Origin of the sequence: Catenuloplanes niger, assembly GCF_031458255.1 — a bacterium.
GTDB lineage: Bacteria > Actinomycetota > Actinomycetes > Mycobacteriales > Micromonosporaceae > Catenuloplanes > Catenuloplanes niger.
Map to the genome: position 1 here is coordinate 6,618,728 of NZ_JAVDYC010000001.1, position 15,483 is coordinate 6,634,210.

Below are 15,483 nucleotides of genomic sequence, written 5' to 3' on the forward strand. Positions count from 1 at the left end.
CAGTGGTCAGTAGTAGGTAAGGGCCTTCGCCCAGTCCTCGTCCGGGCCGAAGAGCGCGCGCGGTTTGACCACGTCCGGCGCGGCGGTGAGCACGTGCGGCGGGACCAGGCCGCCGGGCGGCAGCGCGGTGACGTCCGCGGGTACGCCGTACCGGTCCCAGATCGCGCCGGTCAGCGCGTCCGCGGTCGCCCGGTCGCCCTCCAGTTCCACGACCAGCCGGCCGGGCAGCGCGCGGGCCCGCCAGAAGAGCACGCCGGGCAGCGCGAGGACCAGCTCCTCCAGGTCGCCCGGGGTGACGGTCACGCCCGCGACCCGGTGTCCGGTCGCGCCGCGGCCCAGCACGCGCACGGCCGGCAGCGCCCAGCCGCACGCGCACGGCTCCGCGGACACCTCGACCAGATCCTCGGTGTCGTAGCGCAGCAGCGGCATCGCCTCGCGGTAGAGCGGCGTGACCACCAGATGCCCGCGCCCGGTCGCGGCGGTCCGCCCGGTGCCGGGGTCGCGGACCTCGAAGATCGCCCGGTCCGCCCACAGGTGCAGGCGGCCGGCCGGGCACTCGCCGGCCAGGCTGCCGCACTCGGTCGCGCCGTACTCCTCGACGACCGTGGTGTTCCACAGCCGCGCGATCCGGGCCCGCTTGGCCGCGCCGAGCGGCTCGCCGCCGACGAACAGCGCGCGCAGCGCCGGGAAGTCGCGTGCCGGGTCCAGCCCGGCCGCGTGCGCGGCGGCGGCCCAGAACAGTGTGTCCGTCGGCATCGACCAGGTGAGCGTGACGCGCAGGTCGCGCAGCACCCGGACCACCCGTGCGTACGGCATCGCGGTCGACCGGTTGTCGGCCGGCACCACGGTCGCGCCGCGCATGCGGGCCGCGGCCTGCGCCAGATGCCCCGTGATCATCAGCGCGTACGGCGTGCGGACCAGGAACGTGTCGGTGTCCCGGATGCCGACCCACTTGCGCGCGTACCGTTCCGCCAGGTCCTGCCAGTCCTGCTCGGTGTAGTACGACGAGGTCGGCGTGCCGGTGGTGCCGCTCGACTCGTGATAGGTCGCCAGCCGCCGCCGGTCCACCGCGAGCAGCCCGAACGGGTACGCGTCGCGCAGGTCCGCCTTGGTGGTGAACGGCAGCGCGGCCAGCCCGGCCCGGTCCGCGGGCACGCCGCCCCGGGCGCGGTAGAACGGCGACCGCGCCGCCGCGGCGAGTGTCTCGGGCAGCCGCGCGTCCTGCACCGCGGCCAGCCCGTCCGGGCCCGTCCAGTCACCGATCTCCGGGCGGTCAGACATGGCTCAGCTCCGGGAGTTTGAGCAGGCGGGTCGCGTTGTCCACGGCGACCGCGCGCCGGTCCGCCGCGGTCAGGCCGAGCGCGCCGAGCTTGGTCACCTCGACCCGCGGGTCCTGCAGCGGATATTCGGTGCCGAACAGCACCCGGGACGGGCCGAGCCGGCGGACCGCGAGCCGGGCCACCGCGGTGTACGCGCCGGACGTCTCGGCCAGCACGTTCGGCAGCGCGGCGAGCCGGTGCAGGCCGTCCGTGTCCAGCCCGTTGCCGCCGCAGTGACCGAAGACGAACGTGGTGGCCGGCCGGGTGGCGGCCAGCGCGGCCAGGTCCTCGGCGCGGGCGCCGGGCCGGCCGAGGCAGACCACGTAGACCGGGTGGCCGACGTCGGCCGCGATCCGGGCCAGCGCGGCCACGCCCGGCTCGCCGAGCGTGAAGCCGTGCACGGCCGGGGAGATCTCCAGGCCGCGGAAGCCGGCGGCGGCGCGGCGGTACTCGTCCGGGCCGCGGCGCGGGTCCGCGAAGTAGAACGGGACGAGCCGGCCACCGGACGCGGCGGCCGCGCGGCGTACCCCCTCGTTGTCGGGTCTCGCCGCGGAGCGGCCGCCCTGGCTGAGCTGGCGGGCGAGCCGGTCGATGCCGACCACGCCGCCGGCGCTCACGGCGGCGGTCCCGATGCCGGCCCGGTCCATGGCCGCGAGCAGCGCGGCCGGCTCGCCGGGGCCGGGCGTCAGGCGCGCGTGGAAGTCGATGATCATTGTTCGACGCAGGTCTCGTCGATCGGGTAGCCGACGTGCCGGTCCGCGTCCGGCAGGCAGCCGAGGATCTCGTCGCCGGGGCGCAACGCGGTCGAGTTGAGCACCGCGCCGCCGGGGCCGAGCACCCGCACGTGCCAGTCGTCCTGCACGATCAGGTTGACCGGCTCGCCGCCCGGCGCGACCGCGTCGACGGAGAGCAGCGGCCGGGTCTCGATCTTGACGCGGCCCACCGTGACCGGCCGGGTCCGGCCGTCCGCGCTCACCGCCAGCACCCGCCCACCGGCCCGCAGCTCGCTCAGGTACGCGGTCCGCTCGCCGGAGACCAGCGTGTACGACATGATCGCGCCCGCGTTCACCCGGAACGGCCGGGTCGGCATGTACGGCAACGGGTGCGTCTCGCCGGCGCAGAGCACCAGTCCGCGGGACCGCGACCCGACCAGGATGCCCTCGTCCGGCCGCAGCATGCTGCAGGTGTCCACACAGGCGCGTTCGCCGGACCCGACGTGGGTGACGGCGGTGACCCGCAGCGGCACCAGGGACAGCGCGGCCGTGGGGGTGCGGATCGCGGCGCGCAGCCGGGTCGCGTCGCCGACCCGCGTCGCGGCCAGCAGCACGCCGTGCGGGCCGTGCTCCAGCACCGCGTCCTGCACGGTCGCGTCCTGCGGGTCGGCCGCGACGGTCACGATCGTGCCCGCGGCACCGGCCGCGGAGGCCAGCACGATCTCCAGCGGGATGTAGGTGGGGTCGGCGAAGCGCAGCAGCGTGTAGGCGTCGCGGGCCGCGCTCTCGCACGCCAGCGCGAGGCTCTCCGGGTCGGTGACCTCGACGTACCGTCCCCATGTCGGCCCGGTCCCCGGTGGTTCGCCGGTCGTGATGATCACGTCCGCGTCGTGCCCGCCGGTGTCGCCGGCGTCGAGAAGCACGCGCAGCACGGTCGGCGGCAGCGTCGCCAGCACGTCCGGGTCGTCGGAGACGATCGCGTCCAGGCCCTGGTGCAGCGCCTCCTCGCAGATCTCCTTGGTCAGGTCGCCGGTCGCCCGGACGTCCAGCCAGCACTGGGTCATCATGTCTCTCCTCAGCAGGGTTCAGACCAGCGCCGGGACGCGCCGGCCGTGGACGAGGTCGGCGACGGACCGGGTCATCGCGCCCGGGTCCGGCGCCTCGAAGATCAGCCGGCCGACGGCGGCGCCCGCGGCACCGGACCGCAGTGCGGTGCCCAGGTGCTCCAGGACCGCGGACGCGCCGCCGTCGGTCGTGCCGCCCGCGGCCAGCACCGGGATCGGGCAGGCCGCGGTGATCCGGGCGATCTGCGCGGCGTCGGCCGGCAGTGCGGTCTTGACCAGGTCCGCGCCGATCTCGGCCGCCACCGTGACCGCGTGCGCCACCAGCTCCGGGTCGCGCCCGTCGCGGATGCCCGGCCCGCGCGGGTAGATCATGGCCACCAGCGGCAGTCCCCACCGGTCGCAGGCGTCCGCGACCGACGCCAGGTCGGCGAGCTGCCGGGCCTCGGTCAGCGATCCGGCGTTGACGTGCACGCTGACGCCGTCCGCGCCCAGGCGCAGCGCCTCCTCGACGCCGGTGACCAGCACCTTCGCGTCCGGGTCCGGTGCGGTGCCGGTGCTGGCGCTCAGGTGCACGATCAGGGACAGACCCCGGAACCAGCCGGTACGGATGTGCCGCAGCGCGCCCTTGTGCAGCACCACCGCGTCCGCGCCGTTGTGCACGGCCGCGTGCAGCAGCGGGTCCAGCCGGCCGTCCGGGACGATCGGGCCCGCGCCGATCGGGTGGTCCAGCGCCACCAGCAGCAGTCCCCGGTCGCCGTGCCGGTGCAGCCGCTCCCGGCGCATCCGGCGGGCGAACGTCTCATTCACCGGCATGGTGCACCGATCTGGGAATTGCAAATCCACATTGCGTCTCCAAACCGTCGGGTCCGCCCTTTCGCCGAGGACGCTAGGCGCCGGCGCGCCGCGGTCCCACTACCTCTCCGAGCAGCCCGTTGCCAGGTCGGGTAGTTGTCCGCGGGAATGGCGCGGTGTCACGGTTTCCCCGGAATGCGGAGCCATTGACAGATTTGATTGCAAAATTGAGGGGGAGATCGTGACCGCACCACTGCGTACCGGCCCCGAGCGGCTCACCGCCGCGCGGGCCCGTGCCGTGCTGCGCGCCGGCGCGCCCGCGTTCGCGGTGCTGTGCCGCGGCGACGGCCCGGTGGAGGTGCTGGTCGGCGACGTGCACGAGCACGTGCTGATCGCGGACCTGCCGCTGCCGCCACCGGACGCGCCCGGCACCGGACCGGACCTGGTCGCCGTGCTGCCCTACCGGCAGATCACCGAGCGCGGGCTGGCCTGTGTGGACGACGGCGCGCCGGTGCTCGCGATGCCGGTCCACGCGGCCGGCACGCTGACCACGGCGGAGGCGCTGGACGCGCTGCCGGCCGACCCGGTGCCGCTGACCGGCGGCGGGTTCGACGTCTCCGACCGGGCGTACGCCGACGCGGTCCGCCGCGTGGTGACCGGCGCGATCGGCCGGGGCGCCGGGTCCAACGTGGTGCTGCGCCGCCGCTACCGGGCCGTCGCACCGGACTGGTCGGCCCGCGCCGCGCTCGCCGTCCTCGGCCGGCTGCTGCGCGCGGAGACCGGCGCGTACTGGACGTTCCTGTTCCACGGCGGCGGGCGCACGCTGATCGGCGCGTCCCCGGAGTGCCACGTGCGGCTGGCGGACGGGCACGCCACCATGCACCCGATCAGCGGCACCTACCGCTACCCGCCCGGCGGGCCGACCGAGGAGGGCCTGCGCGCGTTCCTGGCCGACCGCAAGGAGTCGGAGGAGCTGCTGATGGTGGCGGACGAGGAGCTGAAGATCATGGCGCGGGCCTGTGCCGGGCCGCGGCTGACCGGACCGTACCTGCGCGCTATGTCCCGTCTGGCGCACACCGAGTACCTGGTGACCGGCGCGTCCCGGCTCGGCGCCCGGGACCTGCTGCGCGAGACGCTGCCCGCGCCGACCGTGACCGGCAGCCCGGTGCCGAGCGCGTGCCGGGTGATCGCGGCGCACGAGCGGGACGGGCGCGGCTACTACGCGGGCGCGATCGCGCTGGCCGGGCGCGCGGGCGGCCGCCGCACGCTCGACTCCGCGCTGCTGATCCGCACCGCGGACGTGGACGCGCGCGGCCGCGTCGAGATCTCCGCGGGCGCCACGCTGGTCCGGCACAGCGACCCGGAGGTGGAGGCGGCGGAGACGCGGGTGAAGGCGTCCGCGCTGCTGGCCGCGTTCGCCCCGGCCGGCGCCGCGCCGCGACCGGTGCCCCTCCCACGGGTCCCGGCCGGGCTGCTGAGCGGGCGGAACGCGGGACTGTCACGGTTCTGGCGCGGCGCACCGGTGCCGCCCGCGAGCGAGCTGTCCGGCCGGCGCGCCGTGATCGTCGACGCCGAGGACGGCTTCACCGCGATGCTCGCCGAACTGGCCCGGGCGCTCGGGCTCGCGGTCCGGGTGACGCCGCTGACCGCGTACCGGCCGGGCCCGGAGGACCTGGTGGTGCTCGGCCCCGGGCCCGGCGACCCGCGCGACCTGGCCGACCCGCGGATCGCCCGGCTCCGCGCGCTCGCCGGCGAACTGGTCGCGTCGCGCGCGCCCACGCTCGCGGTCTGCCTCGGCCACCAGGCGGTCGCGGCCACGCTCGGCCTGCCGATCCGCGCGCTGCCCCGGCCGGAGCAGGGCGTGCAGCGCGTCGTACGCCTCGCCGGCCGGCCGGAGCGGGTCGGCTTCTACAACACGTTCGCGGCGCTGTCCGGCGTGGACGCGTTCGACTGCCCGCTCACCGGCGACCGGGTCGGCGTGCTCCGCGACCCGGCCACCGGCGTGGTGCACGGGCTGGCCAAACCCGGGCTGCGCACGGTCCAGTTCCATGTGGAGTCGCTGCTGACCGAGAACGGCCCGGCCATCCTGCGCCGGCTGGTGACCGCATGCTTTTCACCGGCAATTGTGTAATGTGGCGGAACCGTTTGCCGCGCATTCCCTTCCGTACGGCGGGAGATCGCCCGATAGTCGTTCGGCCGGGCCACCCGAAAGGGTGTTCTCGGCCGCGTGCGCGATCGCCCACAATCGGCACCGGAATGCGCCGGGGGTCCGGGACGGAGCACGATGACCACTGATGACTCGATCGGCCGCGGGCCGGAGCTGGCCGCACTGGCCCGCGCGGTCACGGCCACGGCCGACGGCGCGGGCGGCTGCGTGGTGCTGTCCGGCCCGCCCGGCATCGGCAAGTCGCACCTGGCACGGGCCGCCGTCCGGGTCGCGCGCGAGGCCGGGCTGACCGTGGCCTACCGGGCCGCGATGGAGGTGGACCGCAACGCGCCGCTGATGACGCTCGCGACCACGCTGCGGGAGAGCGGCGAGCCGGCGCTGGACTGGCTGCGCACGGAGTCGCCGGCGCAGTCGACGCCGGAGCGGCTCGGCCGGGTGCTCGAGCGGCTCGCCGCGGACCGGCCGATGCTGGTGATCGTCGACGACGCGCACTGGATGGACGAGTTCACCGTGCTGGCCGTGCGCACGCTCGTACCCCGGTTGGCGTTCTCCCCGGTCCGGTGGCTCTTCGTGCGCCGGCCGGGCACCGGTGGCGCGGCCGGGAGCGCGCTGGACGACCTGGTGATGCTGGGCGCCACGGAGATCGTGGTCGGCCCGCTGCCGGACGCGGACGTGGAGCTGCTCTGCGAGCAGCGGGTCGGCTTCCCGGTCGACGCGACCGTGCTGGCGCAGGCCGACCGATGCGGTGGCAACCCACTGTGGATCACCCAGCTGCTGGCCGGCATGCGGGCGGAGGGCCAGCTGGCGATCGCCGGTGGCCGGGCCACGCTGGTCGGCGGCGACGTGCCGACCAGCTTCATCGGCGCGGCCGAGCAGCGGCTCGGCGGCATGCCACCGGAGGCCCGGCTGCTGCTGCGGGCCGGCGCGGTGTTCGCCCGCCCGTTCCGGCTCGGCGAGGCCGCCGCGCTGCTGGCCCAGCCGGAGGAGTCGCTGTGGGCCTACGCGGACCGGGACGTCACGGACGGCATGCTGGTCCCGCGCGGCGACGGTTACGCGTTCGAGCACGACATGCTGCGCGAGGTCGTCTACAACACCATCCCCGGCCCGCTGCGGGACGGCCTGCACCGCAAGGCCGCGGCCGTGATCAGCGCGGTCGGCGGGCCGCCCGCCGAGGTCGCCGAGCACCTGATGAAGGCCGGCCCGGCCGCGGCCGCGGAGCAGTCCGAGCTGCTGCGCTCCGCGGCCGCCGGGATCGCCGCGCTGGCGCCGGGCGCGGCGGCGAACCTGTACCTGCACGCGGCCGCCGGGTTCGGCGCGCACGACCCGCGCCGCGCCGCGTTCACCGCGGAGGCCGTGCCGCTGCTCGCCTCCGCGGGCCGGCTCGACGAGGCGCGCATGCAGGGCGAGGCCGCGTTCCGCTCCGGGCTGGACGCCACCACGGCGGCCCGGCTCTGTCTCGGGCTGGCCGAGGCCTGCAAGCACGCGGGCCGCAACCGCGAGTCGGTGGAGTACACCAGCCGGGGACTGCGGCGCGGCGGCGTCGCCGCGGAGGTGCGCGCGAGGCTGTGCGCGGTGCGCGCGCACGCCCAGTTCTACGCGGGCGACCTGACGGACGCGGACCTGTCCGGCGCGGAGGCGCACTCCATCGGCGCGGACCCGGGCGCCGCCGTGTTCGGCCTGACCGCCCGGTCGCTGGTCGCGGCCGCGCAGGGCCGGTTCGCCGACGCGCTGGAGCACGCGCGCACCGCGGCGGAGCTGGCCGAGGACGCCGGCGGCGAGGCCGTGCACCGGCACCCGCAGATCTGGCTGGGCAGCGCGCTGACCATGGTGGACCGGCTGGACGAGGCGCACCGCGTGCTGCGGGCCGGCCGCCAGGAGTCGATCGAGCTCGGCACCGCCTGGTCCGGCCCGCTCTGGCACTACTACGAGGCGGGGCTCCAGGCCGGGCGCGGTGACCTGCGGGAGGCGGCCGACGTCGCGGCGGCCGGCGTGGACCTGGCCGAGCAGCAGGCCGTCTGGCAGCTGACCGTGCCGCTGCTCGGCACGCTGATCCGGCTCAGCCTGCTGCGCGGCGACCTGAGCGCGGCGCGGGCGCACGCGGAGAAGATGCGCGAGCGCACCCGCACCGGCATCACCGCGGCGCCGGAGGACGTGCTCTGGCCGGAGGCGCTGCTGGCGTACGCGGAGGACGGCGCCGAACCGGCCGTCTCCCACCTGCGGCCGCTCTACGAGACGATCGCGCAGCGCCCGGTGCTGATCGGCCAGGACCCGGGCGCGGCCGCCACGCTGGTCCGGATCGCCGCCGGCGCCGGCCGCACCGACCTGGCCGAGGCCGTGGTCGGCGCGGCCCGGGCGCTCGCGGCCGGCAACCCCGGGCTGCACTCGCTGGCCGGCGCGGCCGCGCACGCCGAGGGGCTGCTGCGCGACGACGTCAGCCTGCTGCGCGAGGCCGTCCGGCGGTTCCGGCAGGGGCCGCGGCGACTGGCGCTGGCGGCCGCGCTCGATGATCTCGCCGCGCTGGAGAAGCAGCGGGGCGCAGCGGCGGCGGCCCGCACCGCGGCGGCCGAGGCATCCGAGCTGCGGGCCGCGTGCGGCGCGGCGAAGGTGCCCCGGCCGCGGCGCGCCGGCCGGCGCGCGGGCGGCGGCACGCTCACCGAGACCGAGTTGCGGGTCGCGGCGCAGGTGGCACAGGGTCGCGGCAACCGGGAGATCGCGGACGAGATGTTCCTGTCCCCGCACACCGTCGACTCACACATGCGGCACATCTACGCGAAGCTGAACATCAACAAGCGGTCCGCGCTGGCCACCTGGTACACGAACCAGCACTCCATCACGTGAACGCGTGATGTAACCCGTCCCCGCCCGGCGAAGGATGACCTGCGGTGGTGAGGTCGCCGAACGAGGGGGAACGGGGCGGGGCGCGTGACCGTGCAAGCAGGCAGGATTCCGGTGCTCATCGTCGGAGCGGGCCCGGTCGGCGCGATTCTCGCGCTCGAGCTGGCGCATCACAGCGTTCCGTGCACGGTGGTGGAGCGGTCACCCGAACCGCCCCGCCACCCCGGCGTCACCTTTCTCGACGGCCGGAGCATGGAGCTGCTGCGCCGGCTCGGGCTGGCGGCACGGGTCCGTGCCGACTGCCGGATCGAGGGCCCGGCCGGCGGCGTGGTCTGGACGAGGGGGCTGGACCACCCGCCGGCCGGGATGTGGCCCGCGTCGCCGGAACCACCGGCCGACGCGGTGGACGGCACCGCCGCGCTGGAGACCGGGCTCTGGGTGCGCGGCGCCGCGCTGGCCGCGTTCCTGCGCGCCACGCTGCGCCGCAACCCGCTGGTCGACCTGCGCGAGGCCTGGACCTTCACCGACCTGCGGGTCGAGGGCGACCGGGTGCTGTCCACCGTGCTGGAGCAGCGCACCGGCGTGCGGCACGCGCTCGAGTCCGCGCACCTGGCCGGCTGCGACGGCGCGCGCAGCACGGTCCGCCGCTGTCTCGGCATCGGGCTCGACCCCGTCGGCCCGCCCGCCCGCCGCTGCGCCGTGCTCTTCCGCAGCTCGGACGCGGTGCTCGCGGCGCACGCCGAGGCCGCGCCGGAGATCGTCGCCGGTGCCGCCACGCTCACCTGGCAGGGGGACGGTGACGCCTGGGTCGGCACCGTGCCGCTGGACGACGGCCCGCCCGCCGCGGTCGACCCGGCCGAGGTGCTCCGCGACCGGCTCGGCCTGGACGGCACCTACGACGTGCTCGCGGTCTCCGAGTGGGACGAGTCCCCGGCGGTGGCCAGCCGGTACGTGCGGGGCCGCGCCTACCTGGCCGGTGCCGCCGCGCACCGGCTGCGCACCGCGGTCGGCCGCCGGGCCGGCACCGACGTCGCGGACGCGGTGGACCTCGGCTGGAAGCTCGCCGCCACCGTGCGCGGCTGGGGCGGTCCCCGGCTGGCGGCCAGCTACGAGACCGAGCGCCGGCACGCCGCGCTGATCGACCGGGAGCTGCACGACCTGGCCGTGCAGACCCGGCTGCGGTTCGGCCGGCTGGCCGCCGCCGGCGCGTCCCGCGAGCTGCTGGCCGGGTTCGTGGCGCAGGAGGCGCACCAGGTCGGCGACGCCGGGATCGTGTTCGGCCGCCGGCTGGCCGGTTCCCCGGTCGTCTGTCACGAGCCGGGCGGCCCCGGCGACCTGCCGTGGGACCGGATCACGCCCTCCACCTGGCCGGGCAGCCGGGCACCCGCCGTACCGCTCGCGGACGGCGCGCCGCTGTTCGACCGGCTCGGACCCGAGTTGACGCTGGTCGACCTGGGGTCCGGGGGCGCCGGGCGCGCGCTGGCGGAGCGCGCCCGGCGCCGGGGCATGCCGATGACGCACCTGATCGCGACCGGCGCCGCCTGGGACCGGCGGTTCGTGCTGGTCCGCCCGGACCACCTGGTCGCCTGGCGCGGCGACGCGCCGCCCGCGGACTGGACCGCCGTGCTCGACACGGTCACCGGTCACATGTCCCGTGAACACGTGATGTCCCGTGATCCGTTCGCCGGTGAGACTCGGTCGACCCCGCTGACGACCGAGAGGACGGAGTGACCGTGACGGCTGCGATCGCGTTCACCGACAGCTGCCCGACGCTGCTGAGCAGCACCGTCATCGCCGGCTGGCGCAGGCGCCTGGCCCGGGACCGGAACCGGGAGCGCAGCCACTGGCGGACCAAGACCGCCTACTACCGTGCGGCCGACACGCTGATCACCGACGGCGCCGGCCGCGTGCCGGGCTGGCGGGACGTGGTCGACGCGGTCCTGCCGCAGGGCAGCCGCACCACGTTCTACGAGGTGGCCGGCGAGCACGCGCGGCACCCGATGATGCGCGAGCTGGCCCGGGACGGCTCGGCCGACTCGATGCAGCTGGCGTTGGCGTACCGCCGGGTGGACGCGGTCGCGCAGTTGATCGACGAGACCAAGGTGTGGTCCTTCTGGGAGTACCGGGAGGAGCTGGTGCGCCGGCTCGTGGCGGAGACGCCCGGGCCGGACGAGGCGGGCAGGGAGGTGCGGGCGGCGCTGCTGGCGTGGGCCGCCGACCACCCGGAGCTGGCCGCGGCACTCGACCACGCGCCACCGGCCTGCGCCGTCGAGGACCTGGTGGTGCTGGGCGGGGGACGCGCGATGGCGTTGCGTGTCACCCGTGAGCTGGCCGGACTGCTGCACGCCCGCTGAGCGTCCCGGCGGTCCAGGGCCCAAGGGGGCTTCAGCCCTGGACCGCCGGGGTCGTTCGGCCGTCTTGACAGGCGTCGATGCCGGCCGTTGGATGGGTGACCGGAGGTAACGCCATGGCCGCCGGATCAGCCGTCCTCGCCGCACTGCTCACCGCCTCGCTCCTGTCCGGACCGGTGTCGTCGCCGGTCTGTGACGCGCCCGTCGCCAGCACCACCCAGCCCGGTCACCTGGTCGCCGACCCGGACTGCGACGTGGACGGCACGCCGTTCGCACCGATCGCGGGCTCGGCCGTGCACACCGGCATCGAGCACGGCGCGGCGTACCGCATCGAGGTCCCGCGCCGCTGGAACGGCCGGCTGGTGATCTTCGCGCACGGCTACCGCGGCACCGGCCAGGTCGTCTTCGTCAGCAGCCCGAGCCTGCGCCGGCACTACCTGGACCGCGGCTACGCGTGGGCCGCCTCCAGCTATCAGCTCAACGGCTACGAGGTCGGCCAGGGCGTCCGCGACTCGCACGCGCTGATCGCGCTCTTCGGCCGGGTCACCGGCGCGCCCGCCCGGTCCGTGCTGATGACCGGCGAGTCGATGGGCGGCCACGTCACCGCGGTCGCGATCGAGGAGTTCCCGCGCGCGTTCGCCGGCGCGATGCCGGTCTGCGGCGTGCTCGGCGACACCGCGCTCTACGACTACTTCCTCGACGTGAACGTCACCGCGGCCGCGCTGGCCGGGGTGCCGATCCGCTTCCCGGACGCGCCGGGTGAGGACTACGACCGGGAGTGGCGTGCCCAGGTCGCCCGGATCACGGCGGACCTCGGCGTGCCGGCGCCGCTCACCCCGGCCGGCCGCGCCTGGTCGGACGTGGTCGAGCGGCGCACCGGCGGGGACCGCCCCGGCTTCGCGGAGTCGCTCGCGTTCTGGAACTCGGTGCCGTCCCTGGAACCGTTCGCCGACCTGCCGTTCCTCTTCGGGCTCTACCCCGGACTGTCCGGCCGCGCGGAGAACGTGGCCGGCAACCGCCACACCGTCTACCGGGTCACGGACGGCCCGCGCCTCACCCCGGCCGAGTGGCGGCTCAACCGGGACGTCCTTCGGGTCTCGCCCACCGTGCCGCCGGATCCCGGGCTCGGCAGCATCCCGCGCGTCGACGGCCGCCCCCGCGTCCCGGTGCTCTCGCTGCACAACACCGGCGACCTCTTCGTACCGTTCTCGATGGAGCAGATCTACGCCCGCCGCGCGCACTCGCCGCTGTTCGTCTCGCGCGCGATCCGGGCGCCGGGCCACTGCGACTTCACCCAGGCCGAGCTGAGCGCCGGCTTCGACGACCTGACCCGCTGGATCGCCACCGGCCGCCGCGCCGCCGGCGACGCCATCCTGAACCCGCGCGCCGTCGCGGCCCCGGAGTTCGGCTGCCGCTTCACCACCCAGACCCGCGCCGGCTTCCCGCCCTGCCCCTGATCACCGCGACACACACCGACACACCCGCTTCCGGCGTGGACGATTCGCGGTGCTCCCGCGGGCACCGGTCGGCCGCGGGCGGCCTCCCTGCCTGATCCGTCGTGGTCCCGGACGAACCCCGCGGGCGCTGTCGGCTTTCGGATAGCCGCGTCCGGGCGCAACCCGGACGCGGCCGAAGCCGTCTAGTGGCTGTGGGGGCTACTTCGTTACGCAGCGTGTGCGTCGTCGATCGGACCGCAATGTGGCCGTTCGTCTGGTTGATATCCCGTGCGGGCCACCGTTTCATGTTTTCCGGGGTGGCACGACAACGGGGCGGATCCGGATTTTTCCGGTGGGGGAAGGGTTGCGGCGCGCGATGACGAGGTGGACGACCGACCCGCGGCGCATCGCGGTCCTCGCCACGGTCCTGGCCGCGGCGCTGATCGCCGGCATGCTCGTGGTGGCGGGACTGACGTCCGACAGTTACCGAGCGTCAGCATCGCCGTACCGGCCGAACCCCCGGTCCGCGAGCGCGCCGGAGCAGGGCCGGCCACCGGCGTCCGCGCCCCGGGGGCCGATGCGGGCGGAACCGCCGACCCGGCAGCGCGCGTACGACGGGCCGGACGGCACGCAGCGGGTCACCGGCACGCCGTCGATGAGCCTCACGTTCGACGACGGCCCGTCGCAGTTCACCGACGAGGTGCTGGACCAGTTGGACAAGCACGGCATCAAGGCCACGTTCTGCGTGATCGGCAGCCAGGTGCGGTCGCACGCGGCCCAGATGCGCCGGATCGTCGCGGAGGGACACACGCTGTGCAACCACACCTGGGACCACGACTTCCAGCTGGCCGACCGCACGCCGGAGCAGATCGTCAAGGACATGGTGCGGACGAACGACGCGATCCACACGGTCGTGCCGAACGCGAAGGTGCGCTACTTCCGTAACCCGGGCGGGAACTTCAACCACCGTACGGTCTCGGTCGCGCAGCACCTCGGCATGGTGCCGCTGCACTGGAGCATCGACTCGCGCGACTGGGAGAGCAAGAACGCCAAGAAGATCTACGACCTGGTCGAGGAGAACGCGCACCCGGGCGCGGTCGTGCTGCTGCACGACGGCGGCGGCGACCGGCGCGAGACGTTGAAGGCGCTGAAGAAACTGCTGCCGTTCCTGAAGGAGCGGTACGACCTGGTGGCGATGCCGTGAGCCGGGCGCGGCCGTCCCTCGCCGGGACGGCCGCACGGGTGGCTCGGACGAGCCACGGGTGACTCAGACGAGCTTGGCGTCGACCGTCTGCGGCACGGCGCCGAGCGCGGCGGAGACCGGGCAGCCGGCCTTCGCGGTCTCGACGTGACCCGCGAACGCGTCCGCGTCGATGTCGGGCACCGACGCCTCCACGGTCAGCGCGATACCGGTGATCTTCGGGCCGTCGCCGAGCGTGACGGCGGCGGAGGTGCGCACCGAGTCGGCCTTGAAGCCGGCGCCGGCGAGCACGTTCGCCAGGAACATGGAGAAGCAGCCGGCGTGCGCGGCCGCGATCAGCTCCTCCGGGTTGGTCCCGGTGCCGTCCTCGAAGCGGGAGACGAACGTGTACGGGCCCTCGAAGACACCGGAGCCGAGCGCGACGGTGCCGGCACCGCCCTTGAGGTCGCCGTTCCAGACAGCGGATGAGGTACGAGTTGGCATACCGGTGATTCTGCCCCGGACCGCCCGCCGCCGCCCAGACCACCCCTTGCTCACCGCCGCTCGCAAAAAACCCGTTCCCCGGTTTCGGCCGCCGCCGCGGGTGTAAAGCAAGCAGGTAGGGGAGTCCCGACCGGGGCCGAAGGAGGCGGATCATGTCCGGAATCGTCGTCGGAGTCGACGGATCACCGGGGGCGGAGACGGCCGTGCGCTGGGCCGCCGCCCGGTCCCGGGCCAACGGCGCGCCGCTGCGGCTGGTCCACGCCTACTCGCTGCCGGTGCCGTACCCGGCGTCGCCGTTCGGCCCGGCCGGCGACGTCACCGGTGACGCGGGCGCGTACGCGAAGGCCGCCGAGGCGGTGCTGGCCGGCGCGGCCCGGATCGCGGCCGAGGCCGGTGCCGCCTCGGTGACCACGGAGGCGGTGACCGGCGGCGCGTCCGGCGTGCTGATCGCGGCATCCGACGGCGCCGGCCTGGTCGTGGTCGGCTCGCGCGGCCTCGGCGGGTTCACCGGCCTGCTGCTCGGCTCGGTCGGCGTGCAGGTCTCCGCGCACGCGAGGTGCCCGGCCGTGGTGGTCCGCGAGCCCGCCACGCCCGGCGGCCCGGTGGTGGTCGGTGTGGACGGTTCCGCGCCGTCGCACGCGGCCGTGCTGTTCGCGTTCGCGGAGGCGGAACGGCTCGGCGCCGAGCTGCACGCGGTGCACGCGTGGGGCCTGCCGGCGCCGGTTGACCCGGCGCTGATGGCGTTCCCGACCGAGCGGGACCGCGACGACTACGTGACCGCGGCCGGCCAGGTGCTGCACGACGCGCTGACCGAGGGCCGGTCCCGGCACCCGTCCGTTCCGGTCCGCGAGCTGTCCGTGGAACGCGGCGCGTCCGCCGGCCTGCTGGACGTCGCGGCGAGCGCCGCGCTGGTCGTGGTCGGCTCCCGCGGCCACGGCGGCTTCGCCGGGTTGCTGCTCGGCTCCACCGGCCAGTACGTGCTGCACCACGCGCACTGCCCGGTCGCGGTGCTGCGCGCGGACGTGGATCCGGAGCCGTCGGAAGCCTGACTCCCCGCCGTCATTGCCACGTATAAGTTTGTCGATACGTTGACCCTCTGGGGACCCGAGGTGCGGGACCCGG

12 protein-coding genes are annotated in these 15,483 nt (G+C 75.6%); 7 read left to right on the forward strand and 5 right to left on the reverse strand.

The features are described 5' to 3' along the window. Positions 1-6 precede the first annotated feature (6 nt). Genes J2S44_RS29440 through J2S44_RS29455 form a run of 4 tightly spaced genes read right to left on the reverse strand, consistent with a single transcriptional unit; the run spans position 7 to position 3,903 of the window. Positions 7-1,281 (reverse strand): phenylacetate--CoA ligase family protein, encoded by a 1,275-nt coding sequence (locus J2S44_RS29440; RefSeq protein WP_310420529.1) that lies wholly within the window; start codon positions 1,279-1,281, stop codon positions 7-9. Next, positions 1,274-2,032 (reverse strand): amidohydrolase family protein, encoded by a 759-nt coding sequence (locus tag J2S44_RS29445; RefSeq protein ID WP_310420531.1) that lies wholly within the window; start codon positions 2,030-2,032, stop codon positions 1,274-1,276. The genes J2S44_RS29440 and J2S44_RS29445 overlap by 8 nt, the downstream gene beginning before the upstream one ends. After that, the gene (locus tag J2S44_RS29450) at positions 2,029-3,099 is read right to left on the reverse strand and encodes a 3-dehydroquinate synthase II (protein WP_310420533.1); all 1,071 of its coding nucleotides are present in this window, start codon (positions 3,097-3,099) and stop codon (positions 2,029-2,031) included. Before J2S44_RS29450 ends, J2S44_RS29445 begins: the two co-directional genes overlap by 4 nt. 18 nt (positions 3,100-3,117) lie before the next feature. Next, a complete protein-coding gene (locus J2S44_RS29455) occupies positions 3,118-3,903 on the reverse strand; it encodes a 2-amino-3,7-dideoxy-D-threo-hept-6-ulosonate synthase (RefSeq protein WP_510183885.1) in 786 nt (261 codons plus the stop codon). A 283-nt stretch (positions 3,904-4,186) separates the two neighbouring features. Here J2S44_RS29455 and J2S44_RS29460 point away from each other — a divergent pair, with 283 nt between their 5' ends. The 6 genes from J2S44_RS29460 (at position 4,187) to J2S44_RS29485 (ending at position 13,881) form a co-directional block, all read left to right on the forward strand. Beyond that, positions 4,187-6,019, forward strand: a complete 1,833-nt coding sequence (locus J2S44_RS29460; RefSeq protein WP_445343977.1) for an anthranilate synthase family protein — start codon at positions 4,187-4,189, stop codon at positions 6,017-6,019. A 153-nt stretch (positions 6,020-6,172) separates the two neighbouring features. Further along, entirely contained in the window at positions 6,173-8,893 is a 2,721-nt protein-coding gene (locus tag J2S44_RS29465) for an ATP-binding protein (RefSeq protein ID WP_310420540.1), read from the forward strand. Between the two features lie 111 nt (positions 8,894-9,004). Then, positions 9,005-10,621 (forward strand): FAD-dependent monooxygenase, encoded by a 1,617-nt coding sequence (locus tag J2S44_RS29470; protein WP_310420542.1) that lies wholly within the window; start codon positions 9,005-9,007, stop codon positions 10,619-10,621. A gap of 2 nt (positions 10,622-10,623) precedes the next feature. Next, positions 10,624-11,244 (forward strand): hypothetical protein, encoded by a 621-nt coding sequence (locus J2S44_RS29475; protein WP_310420544.1) that lies wholly within the window; start codon positions 10,624-10,626, stop codon positions 11,242-11,244. A 113-nt stretch (positions 11,245-11,357) separates the two neighbouring features. Then, positions 11,358-12,698 carry an alpha/beta hydrolase family protein gene (locus J2S44_RS29480; RefSeq protein WP_310420547.1) on the forward strand — a complete coding sequence of 447 codons (1,341 nt, stop codon included), beginning with the start codon at positions 11,358-11,360 and terminating at the stop codon, positions 12,696-12,698. Between the two features lie 355 nt (positions 12,699-13,053). Continuing rightward, positions 13,054-13,881, forward strand: a complete 828-nt coding sequence (locus J2S44_RS29485) for a polysaccharide deacetylase family protein (protein WP_310420549.1) — start codon at positions 13,054-13,056, stop codon at positions 13,879-13,881. 63 nt (positions 13,882-13,944) lie between these two features. Here J2S44_RS29485 and J2S44_RS29490 read toward each other — a convergent pair whose 3' ends face one another. Further along, positions 13,945-14,361: an OsmC family protein gene (locus J2S44_RS29490; protein ID WP_310420552.1), complete on the reverse strand. Its 417-nt coding sequence runs from the start codon at positions 14,359-14,361 to the stop codon at positions 13,945-13,947. A gap of 152 nt (positions 14,362-14,513) precedes the next feature. Between J2S44_RS29490 and J2S44_RS29495 the strand changes: the two genes are divergently transcribed. Continuing rightward, positions 14,514-15,410: a universal stress protein gene (locus J2S44_RS29495; protein WP_310420554.1), complete on the forward strand. Its 897-nt coding sequence runs from the start codon at positions 14,514-14,516 to the stop codon at positions 15,408-15,410. Positions 15,411-15,483: the final 73 nt, after the last annotated feature.